Origin of the sequence: Vibrio sp. 1641 (genome assembly GCF_033339995.1) — a bacterium.
GTDB classification, from domain to species: domain Bacteria; phylum Pseudomonadota; class Gammaproteobacteria; order Enterobacterales; family Vibrionaceae; genus Vibrio; species Vibrio alginolyticus.
The window spans coordinates 442,913-462,909 of record NZ_JAWOVP010000001.1; the positions used below are offsets into that span (position 1 = coordinate 442,913).

17 protein-coding genes are annotated in these 19,997 nt (G+C 44.3%); 8 read left to right on the forward strand and 9 right to left on the reverse strand.

Translation table 11 applies throughout. The features are described 5' to 3' along the window. From R7Z47_RS01990 to R7Z47_RS02010, 5 genes are all read right to left on the reverse strand, one after another. The coding region (locus R7Z47_RS01990) for a vWA domain-containing protein (protein ID WP_318129779.1) at positions 1-1,338 on the reverse strand (1,338 nt) is incomplete at its 3' end. Then, positions 1,331-2,335: a VWA domain-containing protein gene (locus R7Z47_RS01995; protein WP_318129781.1), complete on the reverse strand. Its 1,005-nt coding sequence runs from the start codon at positions 2,333-2,335 to the stop codon at positions 1,331-1,333. The genes R7Z47_RS01995 and R7Z47_RS01990, both read right to left, overlap by 8 nt. After that, the gene (locus tag R7Z47_RS02000; RefSeq protein ID WP_054578630.1) at positions 2,328-2,804 is read right to left on the reverse strand and encodes a DUF4381 domain-containing protein; all 477 of its coding nucleotides are present in this window, start codon (positions 2,802-2,804) and stop codon (positions 2,328-2,330) included. The genes R7Z47_RS01995 and R7Z47_RS02000 overlap by 8 nt, the downstream gene beginning before the upstream one ends. 37 nt (positions 2,805-2,841) lie before the next feature. Next, positions 2,842-3,768: a DUF58 domain-containing protein gene (locus tag R7Z47_RS02005; protein WP_262606533.1), complete on the reverse strand. Its 927-nt coding sequence runs from the start codon at positions 3,766-3,768 to the stop codon at positions 2,842-2,844. A gap of 13 nt (positions 3,769-3,781) precedes the next feature. Further along, positions 3,782-4,738, reverse strand: a complete 957-nt coding sequence (locus R7Z47_RS02010; protein ID WP_017635415.1) for an AAA family ATPase — start codon at positions 4,736-4,738, stop codon at positions 3,782-3,784. A 310-nt stretch (positions 4,739-5,048) separates the two neighbouring features. Between R7Z47_RS02010 and R7Z47_RS02015 the strand changes: the two genes are divergently transcribed. The 8 genes from R7Z47_RS02015 (at position 5,049) to R7Z47_RS02050 (ending at position 13,949) form a co-directional block, all read left to right on the forward strand. Beyond that, on the forward strand, positions 5,049-6,965 hold the full coding sequence (locus R7Z47_RS02015; RefSeq protein WP_053303850.1) for a methyl-accepting chemotaxis protein: 1,917 nt from the start codon (positions 5,049-5,051) through the stop codon (positions 6,963-6,965). Between the two features lie 56 nt (positions 6,966-7,021). Further along, on the forward strand, positions 7,022-7,222 hold the full coding sequence (locus R7Z47_RS02020; protein ID WP_005375165.1) for a restriction endonuclease subunit S: 201 nt from the start codon (positions 7,022-7,024) through the stop codon (positions 7,220-7,222). 246 nt (positions 7,223-7,468) lie between these two features. Further along, positions 7,469-8,137, forward strand: coding sequence for a LuxR C-terminal-related transcriptional regulator (locus R7Z47_RS02025; RefSeq protein WP_021707603.1), 669 nt, complete (start codon positions 7,469-7,471; stop codon positions 8,135-8,137). A 228-nt stretch (positions 8,138-8,365) separates the two neighbouring features. Continuing rightward, positions 8,366-9,022 (forward strand): LuxR C-terminal-related transcriptional regulator, encoded by a 657-nt coding sequence (locus tag R7Z47_RS02030; protein ID WP_005383910.1) that lies wholly within the window; start codon positions 8,366-8,368, stop codon positions 9,020-9,022. A 206-nt stretch (positions 9,023-9,228) separates the two neighbouring features. Beyond that, positions 9,229-9,819: a calcium-binding protein gene (locus R7Z47_RS02035; RefSeq protein ID WP_005375168.1), complete on the forward strand. Its 591-nt coding sequence runs from the start codon at positions 9,229-9,231 to the stop codon at positions 9,817-9,819. A 152-nt stretch (positions 9,820-9,971) separates the two neighbouring features. Continuing rightward, complete coding sequence (locus tag R7Z47_RS02040; RefSeq protein ID WP_005383908.1) at positions 9,972-11,690, forward strand: type I secretion system permease/ATPase; 1,719 nt, start codon at positions 9,972-9,974, stop codon at positions 11,688-11,690. Then, positions 11,665-13,005: an HlyD family type I secretion periplasmic adaptor subunit gene (locus tag R7Z47_RS02045; protein ID WP_005383906.1), complete on the forward strand. Its 1,341-nt coding sequence runs from the start codon at positions 11,665-11,667 to the stop codon at positions 13,003-13,005. The genes R7Z47_RS02040 and R7Z47_RS02045 overlap by 26 nt, the downstream gene beginning before the upstream one ends. A 95-nt stretch (positions 13,006-13,100) precedes the next feature. Continuing rightward, the gene (locus R7Z47_RS02050) at positions 13,101-13,949 is read left to right on the forward strand and encodes a mechanosensitive ion channel family protein (protein WP_005375171.1); all 849 of its coding nucleotides are present in this window, start codon (positions 13,101-13,103) and stop codon (positions 13,947-13,949) included. Positions 13,950-14,044: 95 nt separating this feature from the next. Here the strand turns inward: R7Z47_RS02050 and fhuB are convergent, their stop codons facing one another. The 4 genes from fhuB to R7Z47_RS02070 are packed head-to-tail and all read right to left on the reverse strand — an operon-like array spanning position 14,045 to position 19,868. Then, positions 14,045-16,012 (reverse strand): Fe(3+)-hydroxamate ABC transporter permease FhuB, encoded by a 1,968-nt coding sequence (gene fhuB, locus R7Z47_RS02055; protein WP_171342474.1) that lies wholly within the window; start codon positions 16,010-16,012, stop codon positions 14,045-14,047. Continuing rightward, on the reverse strand, positions 16,009-16,938 hold the full coding sequence (locus R7Z47_RS02060; protein WP_171342475.1) for an iron-siderophore ABC transporter substrate-binding protein: 930 nt from the start codon (positions 16,936-16,938) through the stop codon (positions 16,009-16,011). The genes fhuB and R7Z47_RS02060 overlap by 4 nt, the downstream gene beginning before the upstream one ends. Continuing rightward, entirely contained in the window at positions 16,929-17,714 is a 786-nt protein-coding gene (locus R7Z47_RS02065; protein ID WP_005383893.1) for an ABC transporter ATP-binding protein, read from the reverse strand. The genes R7Z47_RS02060 and R7Z47_RS02065 overlap by 10 nt, the downstream gene beginning before the upstream one ends. A 51-nt stretch (positions 17,715-17,765) precedes the next feature. Next, a complete protein-coding gene (locus R7Z47_RS02070; RefSeq protein WP_171342476.1) occupies positions 17,766-19,868 on the reverse strand; it encodes a TonB-dependent siderophore receptor in 2,103 nt (700 codons plus the stop codon). Positions 19,869-19,997 lie beyond the last annotated feature (129 nt).

Sequence of the window (19,997 nt, forward strand, 5' to 3'; positions counted from 1 at the left end):
CTGTTTTAGCTTTTCTTCTACAACCGATAGGTTTTTCTTCGCGGCTTCAAAGTTAGGCTTTTCCTCTAGCAGTTTTTTATACAAATCAGCCGCATCTTCTAATTGACCATTTTGAGCGAGCGAGTTGGCGAGGTTATAGCGGCCGTTAAGGGAGGCATCATGAGAAAATGCTTCGATAGCGGCTTCGTAGTCACCTTTTTGATAACAGGCGGCTCCTTTCCAGCTTGGGTTTGTAAATAGGTTTTGCGCCTGTTCATACTCACCTTGCTTGTAGAGTTCCGCTCCTTGTTGGTCGGCATTTAAGAACGGATTAGCTTCTGCATGCGGTGTCCACGTTACTGGGACTACAGTCGCAACTACCACCCAAATCAGGCCGCGTCGAAACAGTAAAGCCGCAGGAATAAGTAACAACGGCAGTAACCAAAAGCCACTGTTGAGACGAGAATCAGTTTTAACTTCTTCGCTTTGGGTCGCAGAAAGCTGGCTACCAATGTTATTGGTAAAGGCCGCGATGTTTTCAACATCACGGTTGGTGTGCTGAATAGGAACAAATAGGCCACCAGTCTTATTCGCTAGCGTCTGTAGATTTTTCAGATTTGTTTTCGCTACGACGGTAGTGCCTTGTGCAGTTTTTAGCAGAGAGCCATCGGGCAGCGCGATAGGCGCACCGTTAGGAGTCCCGACGGCAAGAACAGAAATGCGAAACTTTGTATCTTGGACTAAATCTAACGCGCGAGACAGCTCTGACGTATCAAGATCATCCGCTAACACGATGATATCGCCTTGTTGCGTGCCGGCTTGAGAAAACTGGTTGATCGCAAGTTCAATCGCGGCAGGCAGGTTTGCTCCTTGAAAAGGCATCAGCTCTGGTGACAAATTTTCGATAATGCCCGCAAGCGTACTGGAATCAGTTGTCAGTGGACTTAAGTTATAGGCATCGCCAGCGTAAGCAATAAGTCCAGTGGCTCCCTCTTTCCATTTAGGCAGCAAATCGAGCGCCTTATAACGTGTTTGTGCTAGCCGATTGGGTTTGATGTCTGTAGCAAACATAGAGCGAGACATATCAAGCACCAAGATACGGTTTTGGTTTAACTCAAAGCTTGGTCGAGCATTGGACTGCCAGCTTGGCCCCGCTAATGAAATGCAAGTTATTGCCCAAGCTAAACCCCATAGAGTGAAGTAATGCTTAGACTGCGTGTTTTGTCCGAGCATCCGCGCTAGGTGAGGGGCAATCAGTGTGGATTTTTGGGCTCTAAATTTGTGATTAAGCAAGAGTGCGATAGGGATCACGATGAGCCCCAAAAGCCAATAAGGATTGAGGAAAATAAACTCAGCCATGTTTTCTCCTTAACAGGAATAACAATACCGATAATACAAATGCAGCGCTTAATGGATATGGAAACCATTCAGACTGTGGGCGCCAAGTTTGTGTGTCGCTAGATACGGGTTCTAGCTGGTTGATGGTGTCATAAATATTTTCGAGCTCTTCTGTATCTCGCGCTCGAAAATATTGTCCACCTGTCACCTCTGCCACTTTAGTCAGTGTTTGTTCATCTAAATCGGCTGCGGTGTTGACTTTGCGAGTCATGAAAAACTCCTTCACCATCATTTCACCAGCGCCCACGCCCACGGTGTAAATAGTGGCGTTGTATTTTTTCGCAATTTCCGCTGCTTCTAGCGGCTCGAGAACCCCTGCAGTATTGCTGCCGTCACTAAGCAAAATCATGACTCGTTGCGGAGCATCACTGTCTACAAAGGTTTTTGTGCCTAAACCAATACCATCACCAATGGCGGTTCGTTGACCAACCAAGCCGATGACGGTTTGATTAATCTGTTGCATGACGCTTTTGCGGTCTTCAGTGAGTGGTGTTTGCAAATAAGCATGGTCGCCAAACAAAACAACTCCGAGACGGTCACCTTTTCTCTTTGCTACGAAATCAGACAGAACTTGTTTGACTGCTGTGAGGCGATCGATATATTCGCCGTTGAGTTCCATGTCTTCCTGCTGCATCGAACCGGACAGATCGACGACTAACATCAAGTCCCGATATTTGGGGTGGAATTCAACGGGATCGCCAAACCAAACTGGACGCGCACAAGCGACGACAAGAAGGCCCCAGATCGCGATTGAAAGCGTTTTTTGCAGCGCTTGCTTAGGCTTGCTGCGATTCTCATTAGTTGGTAAGTACGCCAATTTGATCTCGGCTTGTTGAGATTCTTGTGGCAGGAACTTGTATACCAGCCAGGGGATGGGCAACAAAAACAGTGCCCACCACCAGACAAATTCAATGTTTAGCCATTGGGCAAGATCGGTTATGAGTGTTTGCTCAGTCACGGTTATTTGCCTTTTTCTTTGGTGGCAAAGCGTAGGTTATCCAAAAGACACAATCGTCTATCAAGCTTTGATGATGCCCTTGGGAGGAATTCTGATACAACGCTTCTTGCCACTGATGTTGTTTATCTACGAATCGAGTCTCTTTGGTATGGCTATCGAGAAATTTATACCAAGCGATTCCAGTTAATGGTGCGATCTCTTCACGCGGAAAGTAACTCAATGCTGCCTGGCGCAATATTTCCAGAGCAGAAGAGGGGGTATGAGGCGCGGTAGGTTGAGTTAAAAGTGTTAATGCTGTCTTTTTTGCGCGTAAGTGTTTTTTACGCCATCTCACATAAAGACAAATGCCGAAAACGAAGAGCAAGGTGGCTGCAAGCACCACCCACCATCCCCAAGCGAGCGGAAACCAATCCGGTGCGTTTGGCAAAATCAAAGGTTCAAGGTCTAGGCTTTGGTTGTTTGTTGTCATTATTATTACTGCTTAATAAATACTGCTTGTCAGTTTGTTAGCTTAATTGTGAAATTAAGGGCCAGCCACTTGATAGCGTGTTAAATGGAATTGCTATCGAATGGCATTGCTGCTTAATGGTTTCTTGATGTTGGGTAAAGTGGCTTTCGAGTTCTCTTCGTTGTCCTTTAGAGCCAAAGTTAAACCATTGACTATGCAGCCCATCCGAAGCTTTCACTTGACCTCTAAAGTCTGTTTCGCCTCTTTCTAACGGATCATAAAACTGAACAGCCCTTACGCTATTGTGTTGTTTGAGTCGACGTAGTTGTGCCAGTTCCGTTGGTGTTACGTGGGCAAAATCACTGAGCATAATCAATTCGCTGCCTTTTGGGGTGAGCGTATGAAGTGTCTCCAATACTTGTGCATACGGCAGTGTACGAGTGTCGTTGCTTGCAGTACGAGTTACTTGCGCATTATGTATGTCGACTATGTCGTTAAGAATCCGCAGCCCTTGTCTTTGTAAAGAAGAGGGGCGAAATTCAAGACATTGATGTCCGTCATCAATCACTGCGCCGATGCGATCTTTTTTAGCTAGAGTTAGCCAAATTAGAACACTGGCAAAGTGGGCCAATTGAACGGATTTGAGTACATACTTAGATCCAAAATGTAGACTAGAACTTAGATCAAGATAAAGAATGACCGCTTGCTCTTTATCTTCTGCAAACAACTTCGTATGTGCTTTACCGGTCCTAGCGGTGACTCGCCAATCAATGCTGCGAATATCGTCGCCAGGTTGATATTGGCGCACCTCCATAAAATCCATACCTCGCCCTTTTTGGCGACTGGTATGGTTACCACTCATCTGCGACCAGAGACTCTGTGCTGGTGGTAACCAACGTACAGATTGAGTGCGATATTGGAGCAGCTCTTCAAGGGTTAATGTCACCCCATTCGCATGAGGTGGTAATGAATGTGTAGCGGACATATCACTCACTCGTTTATGCACTGCCAACAAGGTTTAGCAGTTTATCGATGACCTGGTTTGCCGTAATGCCTTCAGCTTGAGCGTGGTAACTCAATAATAAACGGTGGCGCAGTACCGGATAAGCCATGGTTTGAACATCTTCCGGAGAGACAAAATCACGACCAGCAAGCCAAGCGTGCGCACGTGCACAGCGATCAAGAGCGATGGTAGCACGCGGACTCACACCCATTGACAACCATTTGTCCAACTCAGTGTCATATTTGTTGGCTTGACGTGTCGCCATAACTAAACGGACGATGTACTGCTCTATCGTTTCCGCCATATGAATATCCAACACTTCTTTACGTGCGGTGAATATATCTTGTTGGCTTAACATTGGGCGTTCAACCTTTGCTTCGCCTTTTGCTTCTCCGCGGTTAATACGCAAGATAGATAGCTCATGCTCCGCATCTGGGTATTCCACTTCTAAATGCAATAAAAAGCGGTCTAGCTGCGCTTCAGGAAGGGGGTAGGTCCCTTCTTGCTCTATCGGGTTTTGAGTTGCCATAACCAAAAACAACTCTGGCAGCGGGTAGGTATGACGACCTGCTGTGACTTGTTTCTCTGCCATTGCTTCAAGCATTGCCGCTTGTACTTTGGCTGGCGCACGGTTTATCTCATCCGCAAGAATAAGCGAGTTGAAGATAGGACCTGATTGGAAAGTGAATTCTCCGGTTTCGGGACGGAAGATATCGGTGCCGGTTAAATCGGCTGGCAGCAAATCAGGGGTGAACTGAATGCGGTGGAAGTCGCCTTCAACACAGTCTGAGAGTGATTTTACTGCACGGGTTTTTGCTAACCCAGGAGGGCCTTCAACTAAAATATGCCCATCCGCAAGAAGCGCAACAAGCAGTTGCTTTACCAGATCTTGCTGTCCGATGATCTGCGACTCTAAGTATTGCTGAAGAGTTTCGAAGTTAGATTTATGCATGCTTTGGACTCTCGGTATCCATATGATTTTCGTGTTGAGTATTGGTCATTTTCCATGTGAAAAAAGTTCCAACGCTCTATTGCAATTTATCTTTTCAATATTGGGACGCTACAGAGAATTGCAAGTACGTGCTGTCTCTGAAAGTGCTTATTTGACAGTGTGTTACATTTATTTTTCATAATATAATGAGAAATGCCTCTAGTTTTGTACATATGAGCCGATAAAGATTCCGTGGTGTGCGTGTCATGAGATATGCACCTGATTCCCCTTGTGGGGGCAATAACAAGTGATTCTTTTAAAAGGTCCGAATATGTTGAAACTTCATTCCTTGAGCATCAAACAGAAGGTTGTACTTGGCATTACGTTTGCTGTTCTAGCATCAACAATCATTGTTGGTGTTATGGCTCAGCGTCATGCGAGAGATGTATTGAGCCATCGTCTTATTGACATCGAGCTACCTGCGATGTTGCAGCAAATCAATACCGAAATTGACCGCGAAGTTGTCGAAATGCAACAAGCGGCAAAACAGCTGGCTACAAACGAATTTATTGTTGAAGCCCTATCTAATACAGACCGTGATCCGTCAGTAGAAGTTCAGTTGGTTCAGCAGCTCAATAACGTTAAATCACAGTATGGTCTTAATGATGCGTCGGTAGCGAATCGTCAAACGGCATATTACTGGAATCAAAACGGATTCTTACGTCAACTTAACCGAACGCAAGATGCTTGGTTCTTTGGATTTACGTCGTCTGGTCAAGAAACGTCCGTGAGTGTGTTCCAAGAGGCAAATGGCGAAGTGAAAATGTTTGCCAATTTCCAAGATCTTAATGGTACATCAATGTCAGGTCTCTCTAAATCTATGGGAGACATGGTTGCTTTGCTCAATGGGTTTAAAATTGAAGATACGGGTTACGTGTTCCTCACTAATGAACAAGGCCAGATTCAAATACACCGCCAACAAGGTAAGAACCAAACTTCTATCACTAAACTATTTGGTAGTGACGCAAGTGCGCTGTTGAACAAAAATAGCTTCAACCTAATTAATGTGGAGTTTGAAGGGCAGGATACTTTTGTTTCTAGTTTGTATGTTCCTTCAATGAACTGGTTTGTTATTGGCGTGGTTCCCGTTGATGAAGTATTCGCAGACCTGAATGCGACAGCTAAAAAAATGCTGTTTACGACCATCATTGTTGCCGTTGTATTCATCCTCATGGGCGTATGGTTGGCAAACAGCATTACGAAACCAATCCGACTGATTGCCGATCGTTTTACCGACCTTGGGCAAGGTGAAGGCGATTTGGCGCAGCGTATTGAAATTAAGGGTAATGATGAAATTGCTCAGCTTTCAAAAGGCTTTAATGGATTTATTGAGAAGATTCATGCCACGATGAAAGAGGTTGCTTTAACCAGTGGCTCATTAAGTCAAGCGGCAGAAAGTGTGTCAACGAAAGCAACATCCACACACGACAACAGCCAAGAGCAGCGTGATCAAACCATTCAAGTAGTTGCAGCTATCAACCAAATGGGTGCGACCATCAGTGAAATTGCATCGAACGCTGCTACCGCTGCTGATACGGCAAATCAGGCTTCAGATAACACTCAAACTGGTCGAGAAGTTGTGATGAAAGCAAAAGAGGTGATCAGCCGCCTAGCCGATGATGTTGAAACAACCAATATTGTTGTTACGCAGTTGGCATCGACAACCAAAGATATTGGCTCGATTCTGGGTGTAATTCGTGACATCTCTGAGCAAACGAATTTACTTGCGCTAAACGCTGCAATTGAGGCTGCTCGTGCTGGTGAGCAGGGACGTGGTTTTGCGGTTGTTGCTGATGAGGTAAGAAACCTAGCTTCACGCACGGCTGATTCTACAGAAGAGATTCAGCGCATGATCAATCAGCTTCAAAGTGACGCACAAGACGCGGTAAATGCTATGGAAGCGGGCAAAGCGGTCACCATAGAAGGGGTTACTTCTACCGATGAAGCAGTCGAGGTATTAATCAGTATTTCTGAACGAATCACCGACATCTCTGATCGTAATACACAAGTTGCAACGGCGACGGAAGAGCAATCCACGGTGGTGCATACCATTAATCAAAATATCGAAGAAATCAACGCGATAAATGAAATGACAACCGCGACAGCAGAAGAGTTGGCGGATGCAAGTCGCGATCTTCAAGCGCTCTCTTCTCGTTTAGACAAGATGGTTGGTAGCTTCAAGTTATAGAGTTGGATAGAATAGGCGAAGTTTAAAAGTTCAATCATTAATTTTAGGTAAGTACTATGAATGACTTCGAAAAAGAACTAGAGCAAATTTCTCAAGAAACCGCTCAGGAGCCAGAAGTAAAACTGCCGTCGCTAGAAGAGCAAAAAGCGATCGTCGCTGAGCTGAAAAAGCTGGAAGCGGAAGGTAAGCTGACGCCAGAAGTGTTAGAACAACACTTTGGTAAGTTTAACCAAAAAAACGCAGTTCCAATCCACTAAGTTAGGTGGTGTTTTGCCTCTAACGTGCGTGATTAAATCACCTGCTCAAACACAAAAAGGGAGTTTATACTCCCTTTTTTAATGTCTGAAAAATGCTAATACCTCTCATATACTTGCCACTTAAAAATTATTGACACTTCAATGAGTTATTAATTAGTACTAGTGATTTTCATACTTGACAATACTACCGCTCTATCTAAATCTATTGCGTATTTCAATAAAAACGACCAAGGGAATGCGATCAGGATGGAGCAGCAAAAAAAAAGAAACGTTATTTTAATTACGGAGGGAAGTCTACAGTCATCTCTGTTGAAAGATGTATTGGAGACCAAACTCGGTATTAGTGTTGCTCTAATCACGCCAGATAATCTGATTCACGGAGTGTTACATGAATCTCTTGCATCAGCCATTATTGTTGATTGCAGCGTGATCACGGATGAAATTTTTCGCCGTTATGCGGAGTTTAAAGCCGCCAAGCAGAAAGACACGCTTGAAATCTTAATTAATTGTGAGCAATCCATATCGACAGAAGATCTCTTTGCTTGGCGTACTTTGGCCGGTATTTTCTATACCTCTGATGATATAAAAACGTTGCAAGTTGGTATTGGTAAGGTGCTTCAAGGAGATATGTGGTTCAGCCGTAAGTTTTCTCAGCAGTACATTACTTACCTTCGTCGACATTGCAAACCTATAAATAAGAATGTTTCCGCTATTCTGACCAAACGAGAGCAACAAATAATTACCTTTCTTTCCATGGGGGCGTCCAATCAACAAATCGCCGAACAATTATTTGTCAGCGAGAATACGGTAAAAACGCATTTACATAATATTTTCAAGAAGATTGATGTGAAAAATAGAGTTCAAGCACTTATTTGGGCAAAGGAAAATATTTCAGACAACTCGTTAACGGTGTAATGCTATTGCAATATTAGGTTGCCTAATTTAGTAAACTCTTAATAATTTCTGTGACCTGAATGTGTTAAAAGTGTTTCTTTTATGAGAAACACTTTTTTTGATTCTCTTTTTAATAACTTTAGAATTTAAAAAAGTAGCAAATAACTTTACTCTGTGAACTAGCACTTACATATCAAACTAAGTGCTGACGATTAACTACTAATTTAAGAATGTTAAGTCACTGAAAGTATGAGAAACATTATGGAACAGTATATGGAAAAGCCTGAAATCCTAATGCTCACTCAACAAAGTTTACAGAGTGAAAACTTTAAGGAAATGCTTTCTAAAAATACAGAAACTAAAATAACGATCATTGATACTAAAAACCCTAGCTATCATGAACTCATTCCGGAACGCTACTTTTTGCTTGTTGATTTTTCAGTTGAGATTCCTTCCGAAACTTTAGTTTATTTAAAAGATAGTAATAAAGTGCTAGGAACCATAATGCTTAATCTAGGTTATGACTTAGACACAGAAGAACTCGCTTCTTGGCCTCATGTAAAAGGTATATTTGGTCCAGGAGATTCAATGGACAAGGTTTGTCAGGGATTAAAAGCAATAATAAAAGGGGATAACTGGCTGTCTCGAAGATTACTTGATCAGCTAGTAAATTATTATCGAGGTAGAGAAGCAAATAACATTATCGAACCTGCTATTGAGGTTGAGCTTACTCGGCGTGAAGTTCAGGTTTTAAAAATGTTGAAAGAAGGTGGTTCAAATATGGAAATCGCTGATTCTTTATTTATCAGCGAGCATACTATTAAATCACATCTATACAATATTTTTAGAAAGTTAGAAGTAAAGAACCGTACGCAAGCTACAAGTTGGGCTAAGAGAAACCTGTAGTACTAGTATTAACTTGCTGTAATAAAAAGAAAATACTCTATAAAGTACTAAATTTTATATTTATTATTAAAATGTCAGTCTGAAATATCATCCCATATTCAAACTTATTCCTATTCAGTTGACTATTAGACTTCTCATGTCGTGACGAATCTAGTCAGACGTGGAACAGAAGGTCTATTCAATTAATAAGCTAAGAGGGAATAAAAATGAGCGCAAGTGACAATGACACGTATTTAGGCGATGCAGGTGTAAATAACCAATTTGCTGATTTCGATGGCGGCGATGATTTGTTTATCGGTTTTGGTGGTAATGACTCGTTTGTTGGCGGTGGCGGTAATGATTATGTGATCGGCGGCGACGGCGATGATCGCCTAACTGGTGGTGCTGGAGATGACATCCTTAGGGCTGGTACAGGAAACGACTACCTCGGCGGTGGTACCGGTAATGACTTGCTGTTGGGTTTGCTGGGCGACAATAAATTAAATGGTGGTGTCGGTGAAGATATTCTTGTTGCTGGTTCTGGTGACAACGTTTTAGTTGGCGGCAGCAATGGCGATAAGTTTGTGTTCACGGATAAGTTTGGTGGCCATGGCGAAGCCAAAGTTGTTGATTTCACCATTGGTGAAGACTCTTTGCACATCATTAGCGACTCTGTCACAGACTTTGGTGATTTAAGCTTTAGCTACGATGCAGTTGGGAATGCAGTGTTTACCGATGGGGCTGATCTAACAGTGAAACTTATTGGCGTGACTGAAACTGACATCAACACCTATGGTGCTGATCTGTTCGTAATCTAAACGACTGAAAATAACTCTGGATGGGAATTAGTTTGCGTGGCTCTGCCATGCTGAGGTGCACTAATCGGACACTCTAGAGCGATTTGAGGTTACCTTAAGCTAGGCGCTAGTATTTCTGGCGCCTACAATTTTCACGTTAAACGGAAGTAGTCGTGCAAAAAACGGTTTTCAAAGAAGTGAAACAAAAACTATGCACGCTTGCGGGCTTGCTGATCGTTTTTAGCCTTTTTATCAACTTATTGGTTCTCTCGATTCCGTTGTACATGCTTCAAGTGTACAACCGAGTGATATCCTCCTACTCAACCGATACTTTATTCTTGCTCACTGTCATCGTAATTGTCGCGCTGTTAACCATGTCCATCATCGACATTGCACGAGCACAAATGAGTAAATCTTTTGGTTATTGGATGGATACAAAACTCTCCGCTTTCATGCTCAAGCGCACGATTCAATATCAATCACATACCGGGAAGAGTTATACCTCGCAAACTCTGAGAGACATTCAGAACATCAAAAGCTTTTTGAGCAGTCAAGCACCTTACCCACTGTTGGATGCGCCCTGGACACCGCTGTTTATTTTATTTGTGTATTTATTGCACCCGATACTAGGTCACATCGCGTTACTTGGATCTATCGTATTGTTTAGCCTAGGTCTACTTAATGAGCTGATGACGCGTAAAACAATGCAAGAGAGCGAAGTCAGAGCGATTTCTCATATCAACAACGCTGAATTAGCCACGCAAAACTCCAATTCAATTCTCGCAATGGGGATGATGAATGCATTTTTAGAGAAGTGGCAGTCGCGCGTGAGTGAAGTGAATGTGCTTGAAGAGCGAGTTGCAGGTAAGTCCATCTACATGGCTAACTTTTCTAAGTTTGTGCGTGGATCACTACAGATATTTTTGCTGGGAGGTGGTGCATGGTTAGTAATCCAACATGAAATCACGGCAGGGGCGATGATCGCGAGCTCCATATTAATGAGTCGGGCATTATCGCCGATGGAGCAGGCGATAGGCACGTGGCGAAGCGCGATGTCTGCTAAAGGCGCCTATAAAAGGTTGAAAGAAATCGATGCGATCGTGCGCCAAGATGAATCAGATATGCCACTGCCTAAACCAAAAGGACACTATGAGCTTACCGGACTGGCCTATCGCCATCCTGGAGCAACCGAACCAGTGCTCTCATCGATCAGCTTATCGATTCCTTCGGGTGTTGCTGTTGGGGTGATTGGCCCTTCTGGTACGGGTAAATCGACGTTTGCTCGGCTGTTATTAGGTACGGTTAAGCCATTAGCGGGTAAAGTGACTCTTGATGGAATGGAAGTCTCCGTATGGGCATCTGAAGATCGCGGCGTGCATTTTGGGTATCTCGCTCAAGAGGTGGAGTTATTTCCTGGCACAATTCGAGAGAACATCGCGCGCTTTAAAGAAGAAGACCCGGCTAAAGTCATCAAGGCGGCGCAACTAGCAGGATGTCATGAATTAATACTCAAGAAAAACAAAGGCTATGATTGCATTATTGGTGAAAATGGCCGTGGTTTATCTGGGGGGGAAAGGCAGAGAATCGCTCTTGCAAGAGCCGTTTATGGCGACCCATCTATTGTGATTTTCGATGAAGCGAATGCCAACCTCGATGGTGAGGGAGAGGCTGCGTATCAACGTTTGATTGCCCATTTAAAAGCACAGAGTACAACGATTATCGTCATTGCCCACAATCCGAGTACGTTACGACAAATGGATAGGCTGTTGTATTTGGCTGACGGCCGAGTCAAGTTATACGGCGCTAAAGATGAAGTATTAAAACGTTTGATGGGCGAAGAAAGAACAGATATCCCAAGGGTAAGAAATGAGCAATCAACTGCCAACCGTTAATCAGAGTTCTACCGAGATCGTATACCGTTTTAGCCCCAAAGCGAGACTAAGCTTTCGAAAACCAATTTTACTTGGTGTGGTGACCTTAAGTGTTTTTCTTGGAGGCCTTGGCTACTGGGCTGCAACAGCCAAATTAGAAAGTGCAGCGATTGCTTATGGTGATTTGTCTGTTCTCACTAAGCGACAAGAAATTCAGCATTTAGAAGGCGGTATTATTGAAAAGCTATATGTACAGGAAGGGGATTTAGTCGAAAAAGGTCAGTTATTAATTCAACTTTCTAAGCGTCAAGCTATGGCTAAGTTGGATTCGTTAAGTGGTCGTTTTATCCATACTCTAGCAAAGGAAAACCGTTTAAGTGCGGAGCTTGATGAGCTTCCAACGATTGTATGGTCTGATGATCTTGAAAGCATTCCCCGTGTCGATATCGTACAAGAAGCACAACTGGTTCAAAACAAGATCTTTGAAGCGAGAAAGCGATTCTTTGATAGTAAACTGAGTATCATTGAGCAGAGTATTTCTGGAGCAAACTTAGAGCTTGAAAACCTTCAGCAAACCAAAGTGATTGAGACGGAACGGCTCAACTTTATTGCTGAAGAAATAGACAGCAACCAAGCCTTGGTGCAAAAAGGTTTCTCGGGAAAATCTACTTTACTTCAACTCAAGCGCTTAGCAGCGGAGGTGAGAAGTACCTTAAGCCAGTTAGATAGGCAGTCGCTCACCGTTAGAAAAAGGTTAGATGAGAACCTAGCGCAAATTGAAGAGTTGAAGCTTGAAAGGCTGAATGAGATTGTCGAGGAACTACGAAATACCAAAACGGAAATTGTCGCAATTCGGGAAGAATATCGCTCCGCTCAAGATATTGTCGCAAGAACAACGATCAACGCACCTATTTCTGGTCGCGTAGTCAACATGCAAGTGTTTACCGAAAAAGGTGTGATTGGCTCGGGTGAAACGTTACTAGAACTGGTCCCGCAAGACGATAAGTTGTTAGTCGAGGCTCGTGTTAATCCTCAGGATATTGATTTAGTGAATCCAGGCCAGCAAGCGCATGTTCGTCTGACCGCTCTGAATGCACGGACGTTGGCACCTTTAGACGGTACTGTGCTGACGATTTCTGCCGATAAGCTCTCGCAAGAAAACCAAGAAGATTTTTATCTCGCTAGAATTGCAATTTCACCGGAAGATGTGACAAAACATCGTTTAACCTCAGGCATGAATGCCGAAGTGCTTATTTTATCTGAGCCACGAACGCCATTGAGCTACCTAATAAAGCCAATTACAGAAAGCATGAATCGCGCCTTTAGAGAGGAGTAATTTCAAAAAGACTTGAGTGAGCACGGACAACAGACAAAATAATTTGTTATCGTTAGCTGTTACTGGGCCGTATTTTTATTCGAGGGAGCCGTGGAATGGAGAAAGTGCAGTTAGTTGTCGATTTTCTTCTCACTCATAAATTGATTTTTACCGCACTGATCTTTGCGATTATGTGGTTAATTCGTCGTGCAATTTTATCGATGATTCGTGGTGATCACGCTTTTCTCTCAGAAGATCAGCGTAGTTGGATGTCCAGAACTAAAAATGGCACCTTTGCTGTTACATTACTGATTTTATTTATTTTATGGCAATCAGAAATTAACGAGTTTGCTCTGAGTGTAACGGCGATTGCCGTTGCCATTGTAGTGGCATCCAAAGAAATCATTTTGTGTTTTACGGGTTCGATTCAAAGAGCAAGTTCGCGTTCTTTTCGCGTTGGAGACTGGATTGAGGTCGGAAAGTTGTGTGGTGAAGTGATTGAGCACAATATGATGGCGACGGTGATTCAAGAGATCGACCTGCATCATGGGCAATATCATTACACCGGCAAAACAGCGACATTGCCTAATAGTATGTTCTTTACCTATCCAGTAAAGAACCTCAACTTCATGAAGCGGTACGTTTACCACAACTTTTCTGTAGTGGTGAAAGACTTCGTCAATTTGTATCCACTGTTACCGATTTTAACTGATAAAATTGAAGAACATTGCAGTTACTTTGCTGATGTTGCACATCGTTACAATGCGATGATTGAAAAACATGCCGGTGTTGACCTTCCTGGTTCTGAGCCACATATGCATATTTCTAGCAACATTAATGGTGAACAAATTCTGCACGTGATGATTTTCTGCCCAACCGATAAAGCTAACCACTTAGAGCACTTAATTCGTAAGGACTTTATGGAACTTTATGAGCAACGTTTTCCTGTAGTGCGAGAAGAATAGAGCATCGTACTTCGCCTTTAATTTCAAACCCCGCTATCAAAATAGCGGGGTTTGTTTTTCTTAGCGTATTTTTAGGCTGTAACAATATTCCCAACTTAGCTGAATTTACTCTTCAGCATTAAAAATAGGAAGTAAGTGCTGCCTATAATAGCGACCAACGTGCCAGCTGCGACCTGACTTGGATAAATAGCGATTTGTCCTAGCCAATCTGCCCACAACATTAGGGTTGCGCCAATTAAGGCACCGACACACAGTTGCTCTTTCACTTTTCTTGCTCCTAACATCATCGCCATATGGGGAGCGACCAAGCCAACAAAAGATATTGGACCAACTGTAGCGGTAGAAAAGGCGCATAACAAAGCAACGATGGTGAGCATAAGCGTATTGGCTACGGTAGGGTTAAGCCCTCGTGCATTTGAGAATTGTCGCCCGATGGCAATTAGTGTTAGCCAACGAGAAATCGAGAATACAGCGGCAAGCAGAACTATTATGGCCAAACATAGCATCAGTGCGGTGTCGGCTGTGACTCGATAAATAGAACCAGTTAGCCACAATAAAATTTTGTAACTGTCACCAGAACTTTGAGCTAGCGAAAATTGAACGAGGGCTTCTAGTAGTGCCGTTAGTGCGATGCCGGACAACACGAAGTTAGATGGATTAAAATGGCTTCGTTTACCGATAATCAGCAATAACATCAATACGGACATACTTCCGAAAAAAGCGATACCCCAGCTAAATGCGGAGAGAAGCGACCCAGCGATGACTCCTGTCGTTATAATGGCAAACGTGGCTCCGGAAGACACACCGAGAATATCGGGACTTGCCAGAGGGTTATAAACAATGCGTTGCAAAATGATTCCGGCAACGGATAGCGCAATACCGACAGAAAGTGCGGTTAACATTCGCGGCCAACGCAATTGCCATTGGAACTCACCTGGCACAGACCATTGGATCCCGTTTATACCATGGGTAACGAATGAGTAAGCTAGAATCCCAACCAGACTGAATAGCGCAATGCTGCATACCGCGCGTTTAGAAAGCGCCGTTTTTCCTTGGCTCATTGAAAGGTTAAGTTGATCGGTTGCCGTCAGTTTTTTACGAGTAAACCAAATTAAAGCGGGAGCGCCAATAGCTGCAGCCGCTACGCCGCTAGGAATGGTTTCCTCTAACCATAAGCTCAGCGAGATAGCGGCAGAGTCTGTGATGATTAGTAGCATTGCGCCCAAAAGCATGCTGCTGATCAATTCGTCGCGCGGTGTTCTTGCCCCCATCGCTCTGGCAATATTGGGTGTCAGTAATCCGATGAAGCTGATAATACCAACTGCGGTGATGGAGGCAGATACCAGCCAAATACCCATCACCATTAACGCACCAAACGCGGGTAATACCGCTAAGCCTCGGGCTGCTGCGCCTTCTTGTCCTAGTTTCATTAAGGTCAGAATACGTGGTGCGACGATCAAAATTACGATTGCGATAGCGCAGCGAGGCAATAACCACTCAAACCAATCCCAGCTGTATTGAGAGAGGTCTCCTGCTCCCCACATAAAAATATTCTGTGCGAACTGGGCGTTTAAAATAATAATGGCTGTGGCGATAGAACCGAGCAAGATATTGATCACCATCCCCGAAACGACCAACGGCAAACCTGTCATATTACGCACACCGGCAATTGATACGATCAGGCCAAACGCCACTAAAGCCCCAAACATTGCGGCTAATGCAGAGTAATCGGCGACCCAATCGACGAACCAAATGTTTACCACGACTAATGCAAGCCAAGCACCAGAAGAGGTGCCAAGAGTCAACGGCGAGGTGAGGTTATTCTGCGTTAATTGCTGCATTAAGCTGCCGGTGAGACCAAGCATGGCACCAACAAGCAGGGTCATACTTAACCTAGGAAGTTGCGCTTGCGTAAAGAATACATCACGAAACTCGGTTGCTACCTCTGGTTTTGTTAATAATTGCCATTGTTCGAAAAGTGATAAATTAGTATCAATTTGTAGGCTAAAGACGCTAAGTAACGTAATCAGCGCCAGATAACCAATATAATGTTTCGTTCTCATTGTTCTGGTGCCAACTCTATTAGACTGTCGGTAATCGCTTCAGCGGTGTATTGCAAAGACATGGCACCGCCATACGCCCACACTGCTCTGACTGAATTTACCCGCTGCTTTTTCACAAACGGCATCGCTTGCCAAAGTGGCGACTCTTTCAGTTTTCGTTCTTCTGGGAAAGGTTGTACGTAGAGAACGTAGCTGTTTTGAAGGCCCTGAAGCCGATTGATTCGATCTTGCTTTACTCCCCACGCTCGTGGGTCCTCTTTAATTGGAGCCTGTAATCCCAGTTTTCTAACCACGTAGTCAGTGGTGGAGTTTTCGGTTGCAAGTAATACAGTATTCGGAGTTGAAAATCGCATCACAAGAACGCTGAGTGGAGAAGAGTAATAGTGGCGAATTCGCTGGCGCATCTGCGCAAATGAAGAATCTAATTCTGCCAGTTTCTGTTCAGCAAGTGCCTCTTTATTGAATAGCTTGCTGAGCGTACGAAAGTGACGAATGGCCGTTTCAGCAGCGGCCTCATTTTCAGAAAAATTAGGTAAATAGATTACCGGAGCAATTTGTTTGAGTAACGGAATCAAGTCTTGCTGTGGAGACGCAGCAAGGATGACATCTGGTTTCAAACTGGCTATTTTTTCTAAGTTGGGCTCTGCTCGGGTTCCAATATCTTCAATTGATTCTGGTGCAGTTGGATTGACGACCCATTGGCGGTAGCCTGGTAAATTTGGGGCTGCGATTGGTTCTACGTTTAGCGCCAAAACTTGTTCTAAGATGTCCCAGTTTAAGGCTACAACGCGTTGTGGCGCGTGCTCAAAACTATGCTCACCATATTCATCGGTAACGGTGATGACTGCATGTGCATTGGTCATAAAAAATGCGAGGAGAAAAGCAGATTGTGTAACCACGGTAAGTAAACGAGCCATTATGCGCATACAACAGCCACCTTTTGGCTCGCTAATGTGTTAGCCGGGCTTGGGTGCTCAATCAGCTTAATTGGTGACTCATATAGTTTAGAAAGGCGTGCCTCGTCTAACAACATGTCGGCGTTGCCTTCAAAGGCAATCTTACCTTTTTTGAGCGCAACAATGTGGGTGGCGTAGCGCAGTGCTAAGTTCAGATCGTGCAGGATCACGATAATGCCTACATTCTCGGTTCGATTCAGTTCTGCCAGCAGCGCCATTAGTTGAAACTGATGGTGAACATCGAGCGCCGAGGTTGGCTCATCGAGAATTAAAATTGGCGATTGTTGAGCCAGTAGCATAGACACCCAAGCACGTTGGCGTTCGCCGCCCGATAAGTCATCCGCCAAAGCTTGAGCAAAAGGTGTAACTCCTGTTCGTTCCATAGCCTGCGTGATGATCTGTTTGTCTTCGGTTTTCCAACGACCAAGTGCCCCACGCCACGGAAAGCGACCTAAGCGCACTAGCTCTTCTACCGTTAAACCAGCCGAAGAGGGCAGCTTTTGTGGCAAATAGGCGATCTGTTTTGCCAACTCTTTGGTTTTGAGTGATGAAAGGGAAGTATCGTTTAGTGTTACCGTGCCTTTATCTGGTGGCATTTGACCAGAAAGCAGGTTCACCAGTGTCGACTTACCTGAACCGTTATGGCCTAAAACGACCGTTAGCTCATTTGTTGGGATGTTAAGTTGTTCGATGCCGAGGATCTGACGTCCACCTCGCACGATCTCAATATTAGACAGTTGAAACATGGATGGCTCTTAGGAGAAAACTCCCCTCAATAGAGGGGAGTAGAAGTACAATTACCAGCGGTAGTTTGCGTTTAGCATAACAGAGCGAGACTGGCCGTAGTAACACCAGTAATCGCAACCTGAAACAAACTCTTTATCTAGGATGTTGTTCACGTTTAGCTGTGCTTGCCACTGTGAAGTGATGTCGTAAGTGACTGACGCATCCCAAAGAGTGACTGAAGGAACAGTTAGGTTCGAGCTCTTAGGGTTATCTTTTGACTCACCTACGTAGCGCACACCAGTACCGATATTGAGGCCTGGAATCAGGCTGTAGGCACTGTAGTCTACCCATGCAGACGCTTGGTGCTCAGGAATAAGTGCGGCTTGTTTTTTACCTTGGCCAAAGCTCTCATCTGTTTTCGCTTTAGTGTAGGTGTAGCTTGCCATCAGCTTTAGATCGTCGGTTAGCTGCGCCGTGCTTTCTAGCTCAATACCTTGAGATGTCACTTCACCTGTTTGTGTCGCAATCCATGTTGATGGGTTAGTAACCAACGCGTTCTTTTGCGTGATGTCGAACCATGCAAGGTTGATAAAGCCATCCATAAAGTTTGGCTCATACTTCACACCCACTTCTACTTGCTCGCCTTCCAGCGGTTTGTAAAGTTCATTGGTTGCCGCATCAATAGTGCTGATCACTTCAAACGACTGAGAGTAGTTTGCGTAAGGTGACAGGCCATTGTTTGCAAGGTACATCACACCCGCACTTAGAGAGAGCTGACCATCATCACGAGATTCACTTTGATCAACGGTAGCGCCTTTGCCAGAGTTTTCTGTTTTCACCCAATCGTAACGAGCACCTATGTTACCAATCCACTGTTCATGCAGTTTCAATTGGTATTGTGAATAGAGACTTGCTTGAGATTTCTCAATCTCACGTTTCACGTTGTTGGCAGGATCAAGAGGGGTGAAGTTGCCGTAAACTGGGTTCCACGGATTGATGGTACCAAATGCGTAGTTGTCCTGCTCGTCGCCATCGGTTTTGTGGAATTGCAGATCCATACCGATAAGCACTGTGTGCTCTGCGTTGTCTGTCATCCAGTTGCCGACGGCATTGTTATCGAACGTGATGCTCTGGTTTTTTCCGTCACGGAATACGATGCCTTGCGTTAACTCTTCTTTCGCTGGATCGTTGTTTGAGAACGCGTAAGAGCTGCGCAAGTACAACTCATTCGAACCGTAGTTGAGGTTTTGCGAGAGTGACCACGTGTCATTGATGTCGTGCTCTAGTAAGTAACCTAGAGAAAACTGCGTGCGTTCGTATTTATCGTAGTTTGGCTGACCAAGGTTAGTCGAAGGATCGATTTTGCCAAAGTTAGAACCAATCAGAGTACCTGCTGCCGGGAAGAATGGGTTAGTTGGTACACCGTCATCATGAAGGTAAGTTGCCAAAACGGTCAGCATTGTACGGTCAGAAATGTCGAACTCGACACTTGGCGCTAGGTAGAAACGCTCGTTATTTGTGCCGTCCAGTTCACCATCTTGGCTTGTCATCAAGCCAACCAAACGATAGCGCACAGTGCCTGCGTCGTTTGCTTCGTCAGCAATGTCAAAACCTACGGATTGGTGTTGGTTGTTGCCAACTTCGACTTTTACTTCGCCTTGAGGCGTAAACGTTGGTTTTTTCTGCACCGCATTCACGATACCGCCTGGTGCCGATTCACCAAACAGAATAGCCGATGGACCTTTAACGACTTCTACACTTTCTAGGCCGTAAGGTTCGACCAACCATGTGTAGTAACCATCGCGGAATAGGCGGTTGCCGTTTAGGTAAGTCGCTGCATCAAATCCACGAACTTTGAACCAATCAGTGTCGTTGTCTGCGCCATAAGGCTGAGCGGTTACACCAGACGTGTAGCGTAATGCTTCATCTAGCTTTTTCGGTGCACGAACACGAAGTTCATCTTCAGAAATGATAGATACGCTGCGCGGCGTTTCTGCTGCCGGGGTTTCTACTTTAAGTGCTTGCGCGGTGACCGTTATGGTCTCCATGGCAATCACGTCATCTTGTACGACGTCTTCTTGAGCTTGTGCTGTGAATGCAACCACTGCTGTAGGTGCTAAAGCACAAACCAACGCGTTGCGGATAGCGATGGTCAGTGAGTTATTCTTTTGCATAAATCTATTCCCGATAATTATGATTAACGCTAAGCTTAATTGTAATTATTATCATTTGAGCTTTTGTTTCGGTATTTTACTGACTTTTGTATCAAAAGATAGTAAAACGTTCGCAAATTCATTCGCGGT

Bases quoted from the DNA above. Each gene is read 5' to 3' on its own strand.
- R7Z47_RS02015 (WP_053303850.1), top strand. From the start codon at position 5,049: ATGTTGAAACTTCATTCCTTGAGCATCAAACAGAAGGTTGTACTTGGC.
- R7Z47_RS02045 (WP_005383906.1), top strand. From the start codon at position 11,665: ATGAGCAATCAACTGCCAACCGTTAATCAGAGTTCTACCGAGATCGTA.
- R7Z47_RS02035 (WP_005375168.1), top strand. From the start codon at position 9,229: ATGAGCGCAAGTGACAATGACACGTATTTAGGCGATGCAGGTGTAAAT.
- R7Z47_RS02065 (WP_005383893.1), bottom strand. From the start codon at position 17,714: ATGTTTCAACTGTCTAATATTGAGATCGTGCGAGGTGGACGTCAGATC.
- fhuB (WP_171342474.1), bottom strand. From the start codon at position 16,012: ATGAGAACGAAACATTATATTGGTTATCTGGCGCTGATTACGTTACTT.
- R7Z47_RS02070 (WP_171342476.1), bottom strand. From the start codon at position 19,868: ATGCAAAAGAATAACTCACTGACCATCGCTATCCGCAACGCGTTGGTT.
- R7Z47_RS02050 (WP_005375171.1), top strand. From the start codon at position 13,101: ATGGAGAAAGTGCAGTTAGTTGTCGATTTTCTTCTCACTCATAAATTG.
- R7Z47_RS02025 (WP_021707603.1), top strand. From the start codon at position 7,469: ATGGAGCAGCAAAAAAAAAGAAACGTTATTTTAATTACGGAGGGAAGT.
- R7Z47_RS02005 (WP_262606533.1), bottom strand. From the start codon at position 3,768: ATGTCCGCTACACATTCATTACCACCTCATGCGAATGGGGTGACATTA.
- R7Z47_RS02010 (WP_017635415.1), bottom strand. From the start codon at position 4,738: ATGCATAAATCTAACTTCGAAACTCTTCAGCAATACTTAGAGTCGCAG.
- R7Z47_RS02030 (WP_005383910.1), top strand. From the start codon at position 8,366: ATGAGAAACATTATGGAACAGTATATGGAAAAGCCTGAAATCCTAATG.
- R7Z47_RS02060 (WP_171342475.1), bottom strand. From the start codon at position 16,938: ATGCGCATAATGGCTCGTTTACTTACCGTGGTTACACAATCTGCTTTT.
- R7Z47_RS02020 (WP_005375165.1), top strand. From the start codon at position 7,022: ATGAATGACTTCGAAAAAGAACTAGAGCAAATTTCTCAAGAAACCGCT.
- R7Z47_RS02000 (WP_054578630.1), bottom strand. From the start codon at position 2,804: ATGACAACAAACAACCAAAGCCTAGACCTTGAACCTTTGATTTTGCCA.